The following is a 17,151-nucleotide window of genomic DNA, read 5'->3' as shown; positions in this document are numbered from 1 at the left end:
GGATATCAACACCCTTGTTTCCGGAGCTTTATTAACGAGTCTTGTTATATTTAAAGGGGATACGGCATGCGCATCGCACGTCGCTTTACGGAAACCGGGAAAGACGTCTACGACGCAATTGAATTTCGCTTAACAACTAGTGAAATCAAAAATCCGGATGGCTCTATAGTCTTCCAGGCTAAGGACATTGAAGTTCCAGCAAGCTGGAGCCAAGTGGCTTGCGATATTATCGCACAGAAGTACTTCCGCAAACGCGGTATCCCTCAAAAACTTAAACGTGTAGAAGAAAACTCTATCCCCTCATGGTTGTGGCGATCAGAGCCCGATCACGATGCAATGTCTGACATCCCCGAAGATGAGCGCATCATTGGCGAAACTTCTGCTAAACAGGTTTTTGATCGCTTGGCAGGTACCTGGACCTATTGGGGCTGGAAAGGCGGCTATTTCGACAGTGAAGAAGACGCTCGCACCTATTTTGATGAAATGCGCTATATGCTCACCAATCAGATGACAGCACCAAACTCTCCACAATGGTTCAATACCGGCCTGCATTGGGCATATGGTATCGACGGTCCCGGCCAAGGTCACCACTATGTTGATTACAAATCTGGCAAGCTCACCAAATCAAAATCATCATACGAACATCCGCAGCCACATGCCTGCTTCATTCAATCCGTTGACGATGATCTGGTAAATGAAAACGGTATTATGGATCTTTGGGTTCGTGAAGCGCGTCTATTTAAATATGGCTCGGGTACTGGCACAAACTTCTCTCGTGTTCGCGGTGCTGCAGAACCTCTATCCGGTGGTGGTAAGTCTTCCGGTCTGATGAGCTTCCTGAAAATTGGCGACCGTGCTGCTGGTGCAATCAAATCAGGCGGTACCACCCGACGCGCTGCCAAGATGGTAACAGTTGATCTGGACCACCCGGATATCGAAGAATACATCAATTGGAAAGTTGTCGAAGAGCAAAAAGTTGCTGCTCTCGTTGCCGGTTCTAAAATCTGTCAGACACATCTGACCAAGATCATGGCCGCCTGTAATACTGACCAGCTATCCGGTAAAGATCGTGTTGACCCACGCAAGAACACCACACTGAAAGCAGCTATCAAAGCAGCCCGCAGTCACGAAGTTCCCATGAGCTACGTTCAGCGTGTTCTTCAGTTCGCGGCACAAGGCTTCTCAAACATTGAGTTTGAAACCTACAACACCGACTGGGATTCAGATGCTTACCTAACTGTATCTGGTCAAAACTCAAACAATTCTGTGCGTGTTGCTAACGGTTTCTTCCAAAAGCTGGAAGAAGACAGCGACTGGGATTTGATCCGCCGCTCTGATGGAAAAGTACAGAAAACGGTTAAGGCACGTGATCTTTGGGACCAAATCTCACACGCAGCCTGGGCCTGTGCTGATCCCGGCATCCAATACGACACCACGATTAACGAATGGCATACCTGCCCTAAATCTGGGCGTATTAACGGTTCCAACCCTTGTTCTGAATACATGTTCCTGGATGATACGGCCTGTAATCTGGCCTCCATGAACCTGATGACCTTCCTGCGCGAAGACGGCAGCTTTGATATAGAAGCTTACACCCACACAACACGTCTGTGGACCATCGCGCTTGAAATTTCCGTTTTGATGGCTCAGTTCCCGTCAAAATCCATCGCGCAATATTCTTATGAGTTCCGCACACTGGGTCTCGGCTTTGCCAACATCGGCGGTATGTTGATGTCCACAGGCGTTTCCTATGATTCAGACGAAGGCCGTGCAATCTGTGCGACCCTAAGTGCGATCATGACCGGTACAGCCTATGCCACATCTGCTGAAATGGCTGGTGAGCTCGGTGCGTTCAAACGCTACGATCTCAACAAAAAAGACATGCTGCGTGTAATGCGCAACCACCGTCGTGCGGCCTATGGCGAAGAAGCTGGCTATGAAGAACTCGAAGTTCTACCTGTGCCAATTGTTGCCAAAGATTGCCCTGATCAAAACATGGTCGAAGCAGCCAAAGCCGCTTGGGATCAGGCTCTGGAACTCGGTGAAAAACACGGTTATCGTAACGCACAGACCACTGTAATCGCCCCGACAGGGACAATTGGTCTTGTTATGGATTGTGATACCACAGGTATCGAGCCTGACTTTGCCCTCGTGAAGTTCAAGAAGCTTGCTGGTGGTGGCTATTTCAAGATCATTAACCGTACAGTACCGGGAGCTCTAAGCAACCTTGGCTACAGCGATCAACAAATTGATGAAATCATCAAGTTCGCTGTTGGACATGGCACGTTGAAAGATGCACCGGGTATCAACCATGACAGCCTAAAAGCCAAAGGTTTTACAGACGAAGCAATCGCAGCGATCGAAGCTGGTCTCGGCAGTGCCTTTGACATCAAGTTCATTTTCAACAAATGGACTCTTGGTGATGATCTGTGCAAAAAAGTATTGGGCTTTAAAGATGAACAGCTCAACGACATGAACTTTGACATGCTTGTTGAACTTGGCTTCAGCCGCAAAGACATCGATGCTGCAAACATCCATTGCACCGGCTCCATGACTCTCGAAGGCTCACCACATCTGAAAGACGAGCATCTATCGATCTTCGATTGTGCGAACCCGTGCGGTAAAACCGGCAAGCGCTTCCTTTCTGCCGAAAGCCACATTCGTATGATGGCGGCGTCTCAGCCGTTTATTTCAGGTGCGATTTCCAAAACAATCAACATGCCCGCAAATGCCGTCATCGACGATTGTAAAGATGCTTACATGCTGTCATGGAAGCTCGGCCTGAAAGCCAATGCACTGTACCGCGATGGTTCCAAACTGTCTCAGCCGCTTTCTTCGGGTGTTCTTTTGGAACTCGACGAAGACGAACAAGATGAAATGGAAGCAGCATCTTCTGCAAAACGTGTCGAGATTGTTGCCGAACGCATCATCGAACGCGTTATCGAGAAGACCATTACCGAACGTAAAAAACTTCCAGCACGTCGTAAGGGCTACACACAAAAAGCCATCGTTGGTGGCCACAAGGTTTACCTGCGGACGGGTGAGTACGAAGACGGTGAACTCGGCGAGATCTTTGTCGATATGCACAAAGAAGGCGCAGCCTTCCGCAGCTTGATGAATAACTTTGCCATCGCAATTTCCATCGGCCTGCAATACGGTGTTCCATTGGAAGAGTATGTCGAGGCCTACACCTTCACCCGCTTTGAACCATCAGGTATGGTCGAAGGCAACGACGTCATCAAGATGGCAACGTCCATTCTTGATTACCTCTTCCGTGAATTGGCTGTTTCCTACCTTGGTCGTAACGACCTGGCCCATGTGGAACCAGCAGACATCACACCGGATACGCTGGGTAAAGGTCACGGCGAGAGCAACCCGCCCAAGCCAGAGGATGCTGTTGCGGAAACTGTCCGTCGTGTGGCCTCCACAGGTTACGTCCGTAACAAGTTGATGGTTGTAAATGGTGGTCGTCCTGCTGAAGAAATCGTAGCCTCTGCAGTAACGGCCGAAGCAATTCAAGAAGTTACAACTCCGGCACCAACGACAACAGAAACTGTTGTGGAAACCACCACAACAAAAACTGCAAACCCACGCATGGAAAAAGTTCGTGAAGCCCGTATGAAAGGCTACGAAGGCGACTCTTGCCCTGAGTGTGGAAACTTTACCCTTGTCCGTAACGGTACTTGCCTCAAATGCGATACTTGCGGCGGGACAACAGGTTGCTCCTAAACCGGAGCAGTTTTTCAGTCATCGCGGTGGGGGCATCGTGAGGGATGACTGATAGAGGTGCGGTGAGCGCGACAGGATCTAGATCTCTCTTGTCGCTTCCCGTTTCTTCGCAGCAAAAAGGGTGACTTTGGTCACCCTTTTTGTATTTTTTGCGCACCAGTTTCCTTTCTAATCACCTTCCAGATTCGCAAAAATCAGTAGAACATAAACGACACAATGTTCCTCAAATGCGATGACTGGATTTAAAAACCCTGTTTTTTGATGCTCTTTTGCGAACTTTGCTTGCGTCTGGAAGCAGGAGCGATAAAATTCGCGCAGTTTTTTAAGTTGAAGAGAGCGCAAGGCAGACCATCTATGCAATCAATCATAGAACTGTTGGCTTTTACACAAGACTTGAGGACACGTCCCAGAGTATAAACGAGATCCCTATATAAAGGGGCGCGTTCTTAAAAATGTAACGTATAAAACGAATAAGGATAGAGCCATGACTGGTACAGTTGATGCCCGTTTGAAAGAACTTGGAATTGAAGTCCCTCAACCTGCAAAAGCAGTTGCGAACTATGTTGGTTACGTAACCTCTGGCAACACCGTTTTTATTTCCGGCCAAATCACCATTAAAGACGGCGAAGTCCTCTACAAAGGTAAGCTTGGCGACAACATGTCGGTTGAAGAAGGTCAGGAAGCAGCTCGTCTTTGCGGTATCAACATCATTGCACAGCTTAGCGCGGCAACAGATGGTAATCTCGATCGCGTAAAGCGCATCGTGAAACTTGGCGGTTTTGTTAACTCCACACCTGACTTTGTTGATCAGCCTAAAGTGATCAACGGTGTGTCCGACCTTATGGTTGAAGTTTTCGGTGACAAGGGCGTTCACGCCCGCGCAGCCGTTTCAGCCCCAAGTTTGCCACTTGGCATTGCGGTTGAAGTCGATTGTGTAGCAGAAATTGACTAAGTTATTTTTCTTCGGCTAATGCTATCTTAAGGCACTAAGCCGGAAGAAATCACAACGACAAAAGGCAGGCGCAACAGCCTGCCTTTTGCTTATTCCAAGCAAAGAAAATCGAGATCTACCTCTAAATTCATCCTCTGCCCTCTCTAAACCTTGTATCCACAAGCTGAGCTTCCTATTTTTAGCGAACAGTATTTTCTTGTCCCGCCTTGATTAATCAGGTCATGAATGAGCCAGTTGCGCGTTGAAGTTCACCCCGGCATAAACAGCATTCCTTCAGAGGCCTGGAATCGCTGTGCCCAGAACGATGCGCCAGATAATAACCCCTTTATTTCCCACGCCTTTTTATCTGCCTTGGAAGAAAGTGGCTCGGTCAGTGCAGAAACGGGATGGCAACCTCAACACCTCACGATCATGGATGATAACGGCAATATAATTGCCTGTGCACCGCTCTACCTAAAAAGTCACTCCTACGGTGAATACGTCTTTGACTGGAGCTGGGCAAACGCCTACGAGCGTGCAGGACGAGCCTATTATCCCAAGTTACAATCTGCAGTTCCCTTTAGCCCGGTAACAGGCAAACGTCTGCTGATTACATCGACGACACTAGAAGAAACAAAAGAGCTTCGCTTGGCCCTGATCAACGCCATGCTTCAGATCTTGCAGCAGTATGAAGCCTCATCCCTGCACCTGACCTTTACCACAGAACAGGAATGGCACGCTCTTAAAGATGTCGGACTGCTCGCCCGTACTGGAATGCAATATCACTGGGAAAATAACAACTATCAAAATTTTGATGATTTTCTTGCCGCTTTATCTTCTCGCAAACGCAAAGCCATCAAAAAAGAACGCCGCGAAGCACACGGCCATGATTTGGAAATAAAGACCTTAACAGGCGATGATCTGACGCCGGAAATTTGTGATCAATTTTATCAACTCTATCTCAGCACAGTTGATAAAAAATACGCTCACGACTACCTCAATCATGATTTCTTTCAGCTTCTAGGATCAAAATTGAGCGACAAGGTTGTCCTGAGTACCGCATGGGACCAATCACACGCCAGTCCGATTATGGTGGCCGGTGCTCTCAATCTGGTAGGGGGCGACACGCTCTATGGTCGCAACTGGGGATCGCACGGACATTACCCCAACCTGCACTTTGAACTCTGTTACTATCAGGCCATCGACTATGCCATTACCCATGGACTTAAGCGGGTCGAAGCCGGAGCACAGGGTGACCATAAAATCCAGCGCGGATACCTGCCGACCAAAACTTATAGCCTCCACGCAATACCCGACCCCAATTTCCGCGATGCCATTGCCCGTTTTCTCCAAAGTGAAAACCCGGCGGTTGACCACGAGATAGAAATGCTAAACGAAACCGGACCCTTTAAAAAGTAACGACGTTACCGTTCTATGTAACGGTAATGCCCCGTCATTTTATAGTCGAACAACATATCTTCAATTTGTGGTCCGAAACCGATATTGTGTACGATCAGAGGCACGCTGTTGGACGATTTTCGATCGCTGACAATACCGATGTGCGGCAATGACCCACTTTTATTCAAGTTCCAGGTCACCAGATCACCTGGTAAATAGTCCGCAACATCCCTAGACAAGGGCAGAGATTGACCATAACGGGTAAAAAAAACCCGCAAATTTGGGACGCGACGGTGATCGATATTTCGATCTGTTGATTTCAGCCCCCATATCTTTGGATAGCTGGCAAAGTTTGCCCGCATGTCTTCATGCACAAGCTTTTGCAAATCAATCCCCAGCGCCCGGTAACTACGAATAACCACATCCGTGCAGACACCAATGTTCGCAGGTACATCTCCACCGGGATAAGAAATGGAATGATAACTGCCATCATAAACAACATTCTGAGTTGTGCGCTCCAAGGCAGCATCGGCAAGATTTTGGCCTGTAATATTTTCAGCCCTTAAATCAAATGATCCAGCAAGAAGCACTATAGAGAAAATGGGAACAGTATGTTTTAAGTTCATGCTGCCTTCATCTATCTTTACTAAAAAGTATCTTTTTTTATAATGAGGGAATTAAGGCGCCTTTATGATGAATTATGGTGTTTGGAATAATATATAGCTCATTTTTTACATTAATAATTTTTGCGCTCTGTTTCTTAAACAATTAAACATCTAATAAAAATGTCCTACCCTTTCAAAAATCATATAATTTTCAAATCACTAAGCCATGCATTTTACTTATCCATAATTGAAATAAGTATATTTTTATCAATTTATACTACTATAGATTGGATATATTTAGACAAAGATATTATTCACGCCTTAAATAATTCTATTAGCATGATTTTTCACAAACTAACGAGTAACTTCATTATAGTGCAAATCACGTTACTATCTATTTGGTATTACTATAAACAAACACAAATTACGATGGAGAAACCCACCATTCATTATGGATGCTTATTTACCATCTTGATATCCTCATTCATTATAGGATTCACGATAGAGAGTATAAAAAGGGAAGAACCTTTCATATTTACAGATTCAATCATTGCACTATTTAGTTTTGGTCTTTTCGAGAATAATACCCCTTATTTTCCTATTTTTATCACAAGCTCATTTTTCACAATCTTTATAATAAAAATTTTCAAATTAGAGAGCAACTAAAACGAAAAACTTTCATTAAACAATCTATTACTTGCAATTACTTCCTACATAAAATCGCCTCAATCTCTTCCAAATATGTGCTTAATAAGCGTCTAACGTTTCCTCTTCTTGGCCTATTGGTCGGCTTAAAATTATTACTGTTTTCAACACGTTTCCTTTAAGGGGGAGGAAAAATGATCGATTTCACAACCGTACTCGTCATTCTGGCCATAGTCCTATTTTTAGGCGTTTGCGCCATTGTCGGACTTGTTTGTTTGCGTTGGCTCTATGGCCGTTATGCTCAACAGGCCTCTGGATTAACAGGCGATTTAGGGGGTAAAATAGCCAATAGTAATCCGCTGATGATCAAGGCTGTTATCATAGGCTTTCTGACATTGATGATGCTTATTCCAACAGCCCTGGTTCATGACCTGATGCAGGAAAGGCATAGCCTCTATCGCTCGGTTCTTCACGAGACAGATCAGGAATGGGGGCAGGAACAGACTCTCGCCGCACCAATTCTTGTTATTCCCTATACCACAGAAACCCGTGTTACTGACAGCAACGGGAAGGACCGGATTATCGCCGGCCAAGACAAACTTGTCATGCTCCCAGACCATCTAAAACTCGACAGCGATCTCACCCATGATTTTAGAGAGCGTTCCATTTACAAAAGTCTGGTTTATACCGCAGATATCAAAGGATCAGCCAGCTTTCGTCTTGATCCGCCACCGATCAAGAATCTGCAGAAGATTCATTATGACCAAGCTTATATAGCCATTGCCCTGACAGACAATAGCGGTATCGGCTCTTCGCCAGCCGTTCGTGTAAATGGCAAAAAACTGGAATTAATGCCCGGTACGGGACTTCAAACACCCTATCTCGTAAGTGGCTTTTCTGCGAAACTTGACCCATCACAGGACTTGTCTGATTTTTCTGTGCAGTTTGATACCACCCTACGAGGCAGCCGTAATATTCGCGCAATTCCTTTGGGCATGAACACACAGATTAATATTTCTGCAGACTGGCCTCACCCAAGCTTTCGACAGTTCCTGCCCAAAAGCCGTGATATCACCACCGACAGCTTTAATGCAACTTGGGAAGTCAGCCACCTGTCACGTAATTACCCACAGGTTTTCCGTGGATCAGATGATATAAACTTGGGCGAAATCATTGCTGAAGCACAGCTTTTTGAGCCTGTATCCCACTATGGCACCTCTATTCGTGCCGCCAAATACGGGATTATGTTCGTTGCCCTGACGTATTTAATGTTATTGGTTTTTGAATTCACCCGTGGCATTCGTTTACATCTAGTACAATACCTTCTCGTCGGGGTTTCCCTCTCTGTGTTCTACCTGCTACTTCTGACTTTGTCCGAACACATCAGCTTTAGCTTGTCCTATTCCCTCGCCGCTGCTGTCACCGTCCTCTCGATTGCCAGCTATATCACAGCCGCAACAAAGGGCCGCACCAATGGAATTGCTATAGGTGCTCTACTCTCTGCGCTCTATGGCTTCCTCTACTCTATTTTACAGATGGAAGACTATGCACTGACCATGGGCAGCGGCTTATTACTATTGATTTTATTAGTCATGATGTACATGACCCGAAATTTGAACAAACACTCAAATGAAGAACCAGCAGCAACGAGTTCTGATCAAGAAATTTTGGAAACATAATTTTCTATTTGCAGGCAGAAGAACTGCTTTCATATGCTCTTCTGCCTGCAACATTCTAAACTTACCCAACACCAAAGCCTTCGTTTTAGAGAGTTAAAACCTTAACAACATTGACACTTAACTCTCCTCAAACACCCCCAAAGGTAGTACTTCATACTATTTTTACAAATCTAGCCTACACTTATGACCGAACATTAATAACAAAAAATCGAATTCAAGCCATTCCTGTTAGGGGTAAACCTCATGAGCTTTTCCTTCCTTAAGAAAAAGTCGGAATTTTTCAAGGAAAAGCAGCAAAGCCTTGGCCTCAAAATAGCTTTAATATCCCTATGCATATGTTTCGTTTTTGGTACTATTGTCTGCTGGTACATGGGACAAAGCCTGGCCAAACTCGCCCTTAAAGACCAACAGGAAAAACTTAATAACAAAGCTGAACTTGCCTCTTATAGTGCCTCTGTTGGCTTATGGAATTTTGATGAGGATGCAATCAATTCTTTAGTTACTGGCCTGATAGAAGATCCAGCTATTCAAGCCGTGACAATTCTCAACGAAGATAAAGAAGTGATCACGCATAAATCTGCATCAGAAATTTCGCGACATAAAGAATCTCTTTTTGATAAACTTGTCAGGGACACAATTGTTGCCTTTGCCTACAAACATCAAGAACAGATATCCATTGATCTATCCTATAAAACACAAGCAGCTAACGGCCCGTCAACAGAGCTTGTAGGGACGCTCATTATTGACGGCTCTATTGAGTATCAGATCGAAGATATAACCGTCCTTGTCAGCTATCTGGCACAATCAATCTTCACAATCAGCGCTATCATCTTTTTCACCACGCTTCTTATCACATACTTTTACGTCACAAAGCCCTTGTCATTGATTAGCAGAAACATTCTTGCGCTGGATCCTGATACTCCATCACAGTACCAACCCGTTAAAGTTAGTCCCTTCAATAAAAAAGATGAAATCGCGCATATTGCCAAAACACTCAAAATGTTTGTCAGGCGATTGGTAACGAGTAACAAACAAATCCGGTCATCAGAACAGAGATTTAAAGATCTCCTAGAAAACTCTCTACAAGGCTTTGTCGTCACAGATGAAAACAATAAAATTGTTTACTCTAATACCGCTGCTGCCAAAATTTTTGGATATCAAACCACACAAGAATTTATAAATCTTGGTGATTATGCAAAAACATTCTTCGATCCTATCGATTTGATGTCAATGGGAAAGATGCCAAAGGAAGGTCATATACACTTCGCCGCTGAAAAACGCCTACGCAAAGACGGGACACCAATTTTCCTGGATACCAATATAACTACAATTGAATGGCACGGCTCTCTAAAAAAACAGGCTGTCATACTTGATGTCAGTTATCAAATACAAGTAGAAAAAGAGCTTAGATCTCTGGCAACACGAGATACCTTAACCGGATTACCCAATAGAACGCTGATTATTGAGCACATTGCCCAAAAGGCCCAACTTTCCCATAAACATAATTTTTATATCCTCTATTTTGATATTTCATCTTTTCACAAGATCAACGAACTTTTGAGCCGAGAAGTTGGAGATGAAATATTAATTGAAATAAGTCAGAGATTACAAAAATTACTCGGTGATAACTGTACATTAGGTCATCTCGGTGGTGGGCATTTCATCCTGCTTTCACCTCCAAACCTATCACATCGGCAATTGAATTTTCTGCGCGACGAAATTCTAGAAACTCTCAAATTCAAACACACAGCTAATCTTCCAGATACACCAAATGAAGAAAATACTTATACCCTTGATTTGGAAGCCACCTTCTCGGCTTGTGTTTACCCCAAAGACGGGCAGGATGCAGAAATACTCCTGAACAAGTGTGAACAACTCAACAAGCATGCCAAGCAAGAAAAGTTATCTGGCATTGAAGTTTTTGATCCCGAACTCGACAAAAAGCTGCTCGAAAATATTCAAATGGAAAAGAAGATATCTTCAGGTATTAAAAACAACGAATTTTTCCTCCTTTATCAACCTAAAATCGATGCCAGCACTGAACAGCCGGTAGGCTGCGAAGCACTGGTCAGATGGCAAACACCACAGGGGTCTATTTTCCCGGATCAATTCATTCCTATCGCCGAAGAAAGCAAACAAATCATTCCACTCGGCACAAAAATCATGCATCTTGCCGGGGAACAGATTGCCAAGTGGCGGGAACAACACTTTACGCCCGGGCATGTTGCAATTAACGTTTCAGCCGTCCAACTCCTCCACGGAGACGTCTATGGCGATTATCAGGACGTTGTCGAGCGTTATAACTTAAGTCCCGGTGAAATACAGATCGAAATCACAGAAAGTACCACGCTTCAGCAATTGGAGCTCATAACCCCTATGTTGACACAATTACGGGACGCAGGGGCAACAATAGCCATTGATGACTTTGGCACAGGTTACTCTTCCCTGAGTTACTTAAAGGAACTCCCTGTCACCCACCTAAAACTCGACAGATCTTTTGTGAAGGATTTACCTGAAAGTGATGCGCTAGCCATTGCCAAGGCCATTTCCGGTCTGGGCCATGCCCTCAACCTGATCATTATCGCTGAAGGCGTCGAGACTAAGGAACAAGCCAGCTATCTCAAATCACTGGGATACGATCAATTCCAAGGTTATCTCTATGCCAAGCCCCTACAACCGGAACAGTATTCTGACTTCTTAAACCGCATCTCGCAAAATGATAACCAAGCCATTACCGATACAGAGCAAGCCGTTGATGTTTGAGATCAATATATAACGTTCAAACAGAAACAAGTTCAAAAGAACTCAGAATCTTTAGTTTTGTTAATCTGATCATTACCCTGCGACTAGAATGGTCACAAGCGTTTCAGTTAATGATAACAGCCCAAGAATTTACATTGCTAACAGACCGATAGATTCCTCGCAAAAGAAAAGGGCCACGCAGTATTTTGCGAGGCCCTTTGATAAATTCAATCACCCAGATCAGGCTTTTTCTTTACGCCTCGATTTTTTGGGTCCGGATTTCTTTTCATCCGGAAAGCTGAAACTTGGTTTGTTATCCTTGATATCAATGCGGACGACGCCGCCACGGGTCAGCTTGCCAAATAGTAGCTCTTCGGCCAATGGCTTCTTGATTTCGTTCTGGATAACACGGGCCAGTGGCCGTGCCCCATAGAGCGGATCATAGCCTTCCGTTGCCAGCCATTTCTTGGCTTTAGGTGACAGTTCAAAAGTAACCTGACGGTCAGCAAGCTGGGTTTCCAGCTCCATAATGAACTTGTCGACCACCTTGGCCATAACCGCTGGGGAAAGGTTTTTGAACGGAATAATCGCATCCAGACGATTTCTGAATTCGGGTGTGAAGATCTTGTTCACAGCTTCTTCATCATCCCCAACCCGCACTTCGCGCCCAAACCCGATTGCCGGCTTTGCCATATCAGCCGCACCAGCGTTTGATGTCATAATCAGGATAACGTTACGGAAATCAATGGTCTTGCCGTTGTTATCGGTCAAGCGCCCGTTATCCATAACCTGCAGGAGAATATTGAAAATATCTGGGTGTGCTTTTTCAATTTCATCCAGCAAAAGAATGCAATGCGGTGTCTTATCAATCGCATCAGTCAACAGACCGCCCTGATCAAAACCAACATACCCCGGAGGCGCCCCGATCAAACGGGAAACTGCATGACGTTCCATATATTCCGACATGTCAAAGCGTGTTAATTCAACACCCAATGAATGAGACAACTGTTTTGCCACTTCTGTTTTACCGACACCGGTTGGGCCAGTGAAAAGGTAGCTCCCAATCGGCTTCTCTGGTGTTCTCAGACCTGCACGGGCAAGTTTAATAGCTGATGCAAGCGAGGTAATCACCTGATCCTGACCATAAACCATGGTCTTAAGATCGCGCTCAAGATTTTTAAGGACTGACTTGTCATCTTTGGAAACCGACTTCGGTGGGATCCGGGCAATCTTGGCCACCACAGCTTCAACGTCCTTCACACCAAGTGATTTTTTCCGTTTGTCTTCCGGCAACAGCATCTGTGATGCGCCGACCTCATCAATCACATCAATCGCTTTATCGGGTAGCTTCCTATCACCAATATAACGTGCGGAAAGCTCCACAGCCGTACGTAAGGCTTCGTTGGAATATTTAACCGAATGATGCTCTTCGTAATAAGGTTTCAGGCCCCGTAAAATCTTGACCGCATCTTCGATCGATGGTTCTGCCACATCAATTTTCTGGAAACGACGCACCAAGGCACGATCTTTTTCAAAATGATTACGATATTCTTTGTAAGTCGTTGACCCGATGCAACTCAAGTCACCATTCTGCAACGCAGGTTTAAGCAAGTTTGATGCATCCATAGAACCGCCCGACGTCGCCCCGGCACCAATAACCGTGTGAATTTCATCGATAAAAAGAACGGCACCGTCCATGGCTTCAACTTCTTTGACCACACCTTTGAGGCGTTCTTCAAAATCACCCCGATAACGTGTTCCGGCCAAAAGTGACCCCATATCAAGGGAAAAGATTTTAGTATCCTTGAGAACTTCAGGAACTTCGCCATCAACGATCTTTTTAGCTAAACCTTCGGCGATAGCCGTTTTACCGACACCGGGATCGCCGACATAAAGAGGGTTATTTTTTGTTCTGCGGCAAAGAACCTGAATAGTACGTTCGAGTTCCTGTTCACGCCCGACCAACAGATCAATTTTACCGTCTTTGGCTTTTTGGTTCAGATCAACACAATAGGCATCGATTGCTTCGCGCCCTTTGGCTGCCTGGCTCTCGCCATCTTCCATCAGGTCATCGGCCCCGTGAATAGTTCGGGTTTCTTCCAGCCCTTCGACCTTTGTTATGCCATGGCTGATGTAATTCACGGCATCCAGTCGGCTCATCTCCTGCTCTTGCAAGAAGAAGACAGCATGACTTTCACGCTCAGAGAACATGGCGACCAAGACATTGGCCCCCGTAACCTCTTCGCGACCAGATGACTGCACATGTATCGCGGCCCGCTGCAAAACACGTTGGAATCCAGCGGTTGGTTTGGCATCGCCTAGGTGAATAGTTGTTAGATTTGAGAGATCGTTATCGATGTAATCCAGCAGATCTTCGCGGAGTGTTTCAATTTCCACGCCGCAAGCTCTAAAGACTGAAATGCCATCCTGATCTTCTGTGAGCGACAGCAACAGATGCTCTAGCGTGGCATATTCATGCCGGCGCTCATTGGCATAGGCCAAGGCTCTGTGCAGTGTCTGTTCCAGATTGTTTGATAGCATTGCCATAAATTAACTTCCCTTCACAATCATCGTGATCAGATCGTTTGAGCTGACTTACCAGCGCCTTCAGTATGTAAACAGTATGCGTTTACGAACCACCGAGGCCCCAATACCCTAATATCAACTCAACCTCTTTGACCATTGTTACAAACTATACCTAGGGAGAGTATGTTCGCTCAACAAGGCGTCGGATAGATAACAATTCCTTTATCGCCTGTAATCATGGCCAAAATAGGCACATTTTCCCGAAATTATTTATTTTTCCCAAAAAACTACATAATTTATCAGGATGTTACCTAAGCGGTACACAACTATTGTAGAGATAAAAAAAAGAAGAAAGGGTAAAAATATCGAGAGAAATTTAATTTTTTTCAAATTTTAGATAAGTGAGGACTGACCGTCCTCGCTTTGGATATTAACAAGCTTGTTATTCTTTCTCGATAGTACACTGCAATGGATGTTGATTCTTTCGTGCTAAATCAACAACTTGAGTTGCTTTTGTCTCGGCAACGTCATAACTGAATACACCACAGATTCCGACGCCTTTTTGGTGCACCTGAAGCATGATACGCGTTGCATCATCTTGATCTTTACCGAAAAACTGCGTCAAAACATGAATGACAAATTCCATCGGCGTGTAATCATCATTCAGCAATAAAACTTTGTACATCGATGGACGTTTGGTTTTCTCTCGTGGTTTTACGAGAATGTCATCCGACGTGCCAAAATCATCATCACGCTCTTTTCCACTCATAGAGAAACTACCTAATCATTCCTGGTCTTATGTAGATAAATTTTCCGGCGACATCATATATCGTGTCAACGTATCTACAGTTTTATTATACATTGGTAAACAGTCGACAGAGTTCAACATTACAAAACTTCCAAATGATGCAAAATTCCCCAATGCAATGTGTAAAAAGCAGCAAAGCCCTGTGCCCCATACATTAAACTCTATCACCGACAGCACTATATTATAGTGTGTCCCCATTCCCTCTTCAAGATAGAGAGATATTTTTACGCAAAAAGCCCTGCAAAATGCAGGGCTTTCCGCGTTATTTTGATAAAAGAGCGTGCTTTTAAAACTTAAGCAGCTGCTTTTGTCATTTTCTCAACAGCTTCGGTAACCTGCTTGCGAACTGGTTCAACAGCTTCAGTCGTTAACTTGGTTGTAAGTGTTGTTAGCTCGTTACCATTTTTAACCATGGCATCGAAAGATTCACGTGCAAAGTTAGATTGAATATCTGTTACTTCGTTAAAATCTTTTGCGCCAAGAAAAGCTTCTGCAACAGCAAAGTTCTTTTTCATAGCATCCTGTGCCATGCCCATGAACAATGAGTTCAGCTTTTGATAACCTTCAGAAATGCTGTTGCCTGACTTTGCAGCCAATTCAGCGTTTTCTTTACTCAATTCAGCAGCGCTTTCGCACTGCTTATAAAGAGTATCCATAGCTTTTTCTGCCTGCGCTTGAGAAAAAGAAAAAGCTTGCTCATAGCCTTTAGCAGCAGCGTCCATACTTGATTTCATCATATTCTCCACGGTTTCTGTTCCGTTAATGACAGTATCTTTACCAGTATTTTTAGCGTTAGCCTGTGTAGCCTTCGCTTTACTTTCAGTCGTATCTGCCAACTTTTTCTTAGTTGTTGTCACCTTAGTCTCCTAGGATCAGTTCGTTTTCACAGCGTTCCACCTGCATTTACCTCTTCTTGAGGTAAAGATTTAAGGCTGCCTTCGCTCTTAATTCAGGGCGGAACGTTCATCCTCCCCAACTGACAACTCACTCATGCTGCAATGCAACATATGCATTAACATACACATTAAATTTGAAATTTCAAGGACAATGCTGCAATGCAACAAACACATAACGCTATTGCAACCAAACTGAAACATGACAACCTAGGCGAAAGTATTTTAAAAGTCACAAATCCTATGCCTGTACACTCAAAGCAGACGAACAATGATGTCCGTCTGCTTTAGAATGGGATAACCCAAGTCACAGATACTAAACCAGATACTAAAAACCTGTCACAAGACCATTATTACCAACTTCAAGATCAAAATGTTTCCGCTTTTCCGCCTTGGACTGATGCAACCGTGCAATATGCTTCCCACCAACATCACGAAAGGGGTTAACCTTTATGTCAGTTTTATCATGTTTGAATAGAAATGGCATAAAAGCCAGATGCTCAAAACCTTCAGAGGTTTTCTTCCATCCGTTATAAACAAAGGCACCATCATAGCAGAGTGCTGAAACCCAATAGAAATCATCAGATCGTAGACGTGCCCCCTTTGTTATCGGTTCTCCGGCACCTGAGGCCTTCAACAGAGATTCGAGTTCGCCCATTTCTGAAACAGAAAGATTGGTTGTTGATTTTTTCCAACCAAATTGCGCCAAAGGATCTGACAACGAAATTTCTGTCACATCAAGACCATGACCTTCTTGGACACGCGAAATCATTTCAGCAGGTTCCCCGGGTTTCCCAGTAATTTCATAGCTGCGAATCTGTTCATCATAAACAGCATTATAAACAAATCGATATTCCGTGATCCCCGGTGCACAGCGAGCACGAATATCATCTCCGCCAACATAACTGAACCAGGTTGCTTTCTGGGTATAGGGTTTGTCGATATCCCCTTGGTAAGTACACCCCGCTGCAAATAAAAGCGGAGAAAGTACGAAAGGTACAAATTGAGCTAGACGCATTTTATCCTCAATGTATAAAATTAACCAATTTTCCGCCATTTTTGCCATTTATTAACATTGGCATTGTATCTTTACACATTCTCAAGATAAATATGTCATCCTGATGGCAATTGGCTATTGGCAACTGGACAGAAGAATCGAATTTATGTAGAATCCTTCTGTTTTAAATGGTTAGTA

General features: G+C 44.4%; 10 protein-coding genes. 5 read left to right on the top strand and 5 right to left on the bottom strand.

Going from position 1 to position 17,151, the window contains the following annotated elements:
- The first annotated feature begins 66 nt into the window (after window positions 1–66).
- The 3 genes from WH96_RS16820 to WH96_RS16810 all read left to right on the top strand — a co-directional run bounded on the left by WH96_RS16820 (window position 67) and on the right by WH96_RS16810 (window position 6,079).
- Complete coding sequence (locus WH96_RS16820; RefSeq protein ID WP_047765387.1) at window positions 67–3,729, top strand: vitamin B12-dependent ribonucleotide reductase; 3,663 nt, start codon at window positions 67–69, stop codon at window positions 3,727–3,729.
- Window positions 3,730–4,213: 484 nt separating this feature from the next.
- Window positions 4,214–4,681: a RidA family protein gene (locus WH96_RS16815; RefSeq protein WP_047765386.1), complete on the top strand. Its 468-nt coding sequence runs from the start codon at window positions 4,214–4,216 to the stop codon at window positions 4,679–4,681.
- Between the two features lie 225 nt (window positions 4,682–4,906).
- Window positions 4,907–6,079 carry a GNAT family N-acetyltransferase gene (locus WH96_RS16810; protein WP_047765385.1) on the top strand — a complete coding sequence of 391 codons (1,173 nt, stop codon included), beginning with the start codon at window positions 4,907–4,909 and terminating at the stop codon, window positions 6,077–6,079.
- Window positions 6,080–6,084: 5 nt separating this feature from the next.
- Here WH96_RS16810 and WH96_RS16805 read toward each other — a convergent pair whose 3' ends face one another.
- The gene (locus WH96_RS16805) at window positions 6,085–6,684 is read right to left on the bottom strand and encodes a DUF1287 domain-containing protein (RefSeq protein WP_047765384.1); all 600 of its coding nucleotides are present in this window, start codon (window positions 6,682–6,684) and stop codon (window positions 6,085–6,087) included.
- Window positions 6,685–7,502: 818 nt separating this feature from the next.
- On the opposite strand from WH96_RS16805, the gene creD reads away from it, so the two are divergent.
- Both creD and WH96_RS16790 read left to right on the top strand, forming a co-directional pair.
- Entirely contained in the window at window positions 7,503–8,987 is a 1,485-nt protein-coding gene (creD, locus tag WH96_RS16795) for a cell envelope integrity protein CreD (protein WP_047765382.1), read from the top strand.
- Between the two features lie 243 nt (window positions 8,988–9,230).
- Window positions 9,231–11,750 (top strand): putative bifunctional diguanylate cyclase/phosphodiesterase, encoded by a 2,520-nt coding sequence (locus tag WH96_RS16790; protein ID WP_047765381.1) that lies wholly within the window; start codon window positions 9,231–9,233, stop codon window positions 11,748–11,750.
- A 219-nt stretch (window positions 11,751–11,969) separates the two neighbouring features.
- On the opposite strand, the gene clpA is transcribed toward WH96_RS16790, so the two are convergent.
- From clpA to WH96_RS16770, 4 genes are all read right to left on the bottom strand, one after another.
- On the bottom strand, window positions 11,970–14,270 hold the full coding sequence (gene clpA, locus WH96_RS16785; protein ID WP_047765454.1) for an ATP-dependent Clp protease ATP-binding subunit ClpA: 2,301 nt from the start codon (window positions 14,268–14,270) through the stop codon (window positions 11,970–11,972).
- A gap of 427 nt (window positions 14,271–14,697) precedes the next feature.
- Window positions 14,698–15,024 carry an ATP-dependent Clp protease adapter ClpS gene (gene clpS, locus WH96_RS16780; RefSeq protein WP_047765380.1) on the bottom strand — a complete coding sequence of 109 codons (327 nt, stop codon included), beginning with the start codon at window positions 15,022–15,024 and terminating at the stop codon, window positions 14,698–14,700.
- Window positions 15,025–15,356: 332 nt separating this feature from the next.
- Window positions 15,357–15,920, bottom strand: coding sequence for a phasin family protein (locus tag WH96_RS16775; RefSeq protein WP_047765379.1), 564 nt, complete (start codon window positions 15,918–15,920; stop codon window positions 15,357–15,359).
- Window positions 15,921–16,284: 364 nt separating this feature from the next.
- Window positions 16,285–16,974: a hypothetical protein gene (locus tag WH96_RS16770; RefSeq protein ID WP_156176837.1), complete on the bottom strand. Its 690-nt coding sequence runs from the start codon at window positions 16,972–16,974 to the stop codon at window positions 16,285–16,287.
- Window positions 16,975–17,151: the final 177 nt, after the last annotated feature.

Origin of the sequence: Kiloniella spongiae (genome assembly GCF_001026905.1) — a bacterium.
GTDB lineage: Bacteria > Pseudomonadota > Alphaproteobacteria > Kiloniellales > Kiloniellaceae > Kiloniella > Kiloniella spongiae.
Note: the sequence above shows the minus strand (reverse complement) of the source record. Positions and strands in the feature narration are given on the sequence as shown.

Bases quoted from the DNA above. Each gene is read 5' to 3' on its own strand.
- WH96_RS16820 (WP_047765387.1), top strand. From the start codon at position 67: ATGCGCATCGCACGTCGCTTTACGGAAACCGGGAAAGACGTCTACGAC.
- WH96_RS16790 (WP_047765381.1), top strand. From the start codon at position 9,231: ATGAGCTTTTCCTTCCTTAAGAAAAAGTCGGAATTTTTCAAGGAAAAG.
- WH96_RS16810 (WP_047765385.1), top strand. From the start codon at position 4,907: ATGAGCCAGTTGCGCGTTGAAGTTCACCCCGGCATAAACAGCATTCCT.
- WH96_RS16770 (WP_156176837.1), bottom strand. From the start codon at position 16,974: ATGCGTCTAGCTCAATTTGTACCTTTCGTACTTTCTCCGCTTTTATTT.
- WH96_RS16805 (WP_047765384.1), bottom strand. From the start codon at position 6,684: ATGAACTTAAAACATACTGTTCCCATTTTCTCTATAGTGCTTCTTGCT.
- clpS (WP_047765380.1), bottom strand. From the start codon at position 15,024: ATGAGTGGAAAAGAGCGTGATGATGATTTTGGCACGTCGGATGACATT.
- clpA (WP_047765454.1), bottom strand. From the start codon at position 14,270: ATGCTATCAAACAATCTGGAACAGACACTGCACAGAGCCTTGGCCTAT.
- WH96_RS16815 (WP_047765386.1), top strand. From the start codon at position 4,214: ATGACTGGTACAGTTGATGCCCGTTTGAAAGAACTTGGAATTGAAGTC.
- creD (WP_047765382.1), top strand. From the start codon at position 7,503: ATGATCGATTTCACAACCGTACTCGTCATTCTGGCCATAGTCCTATTT.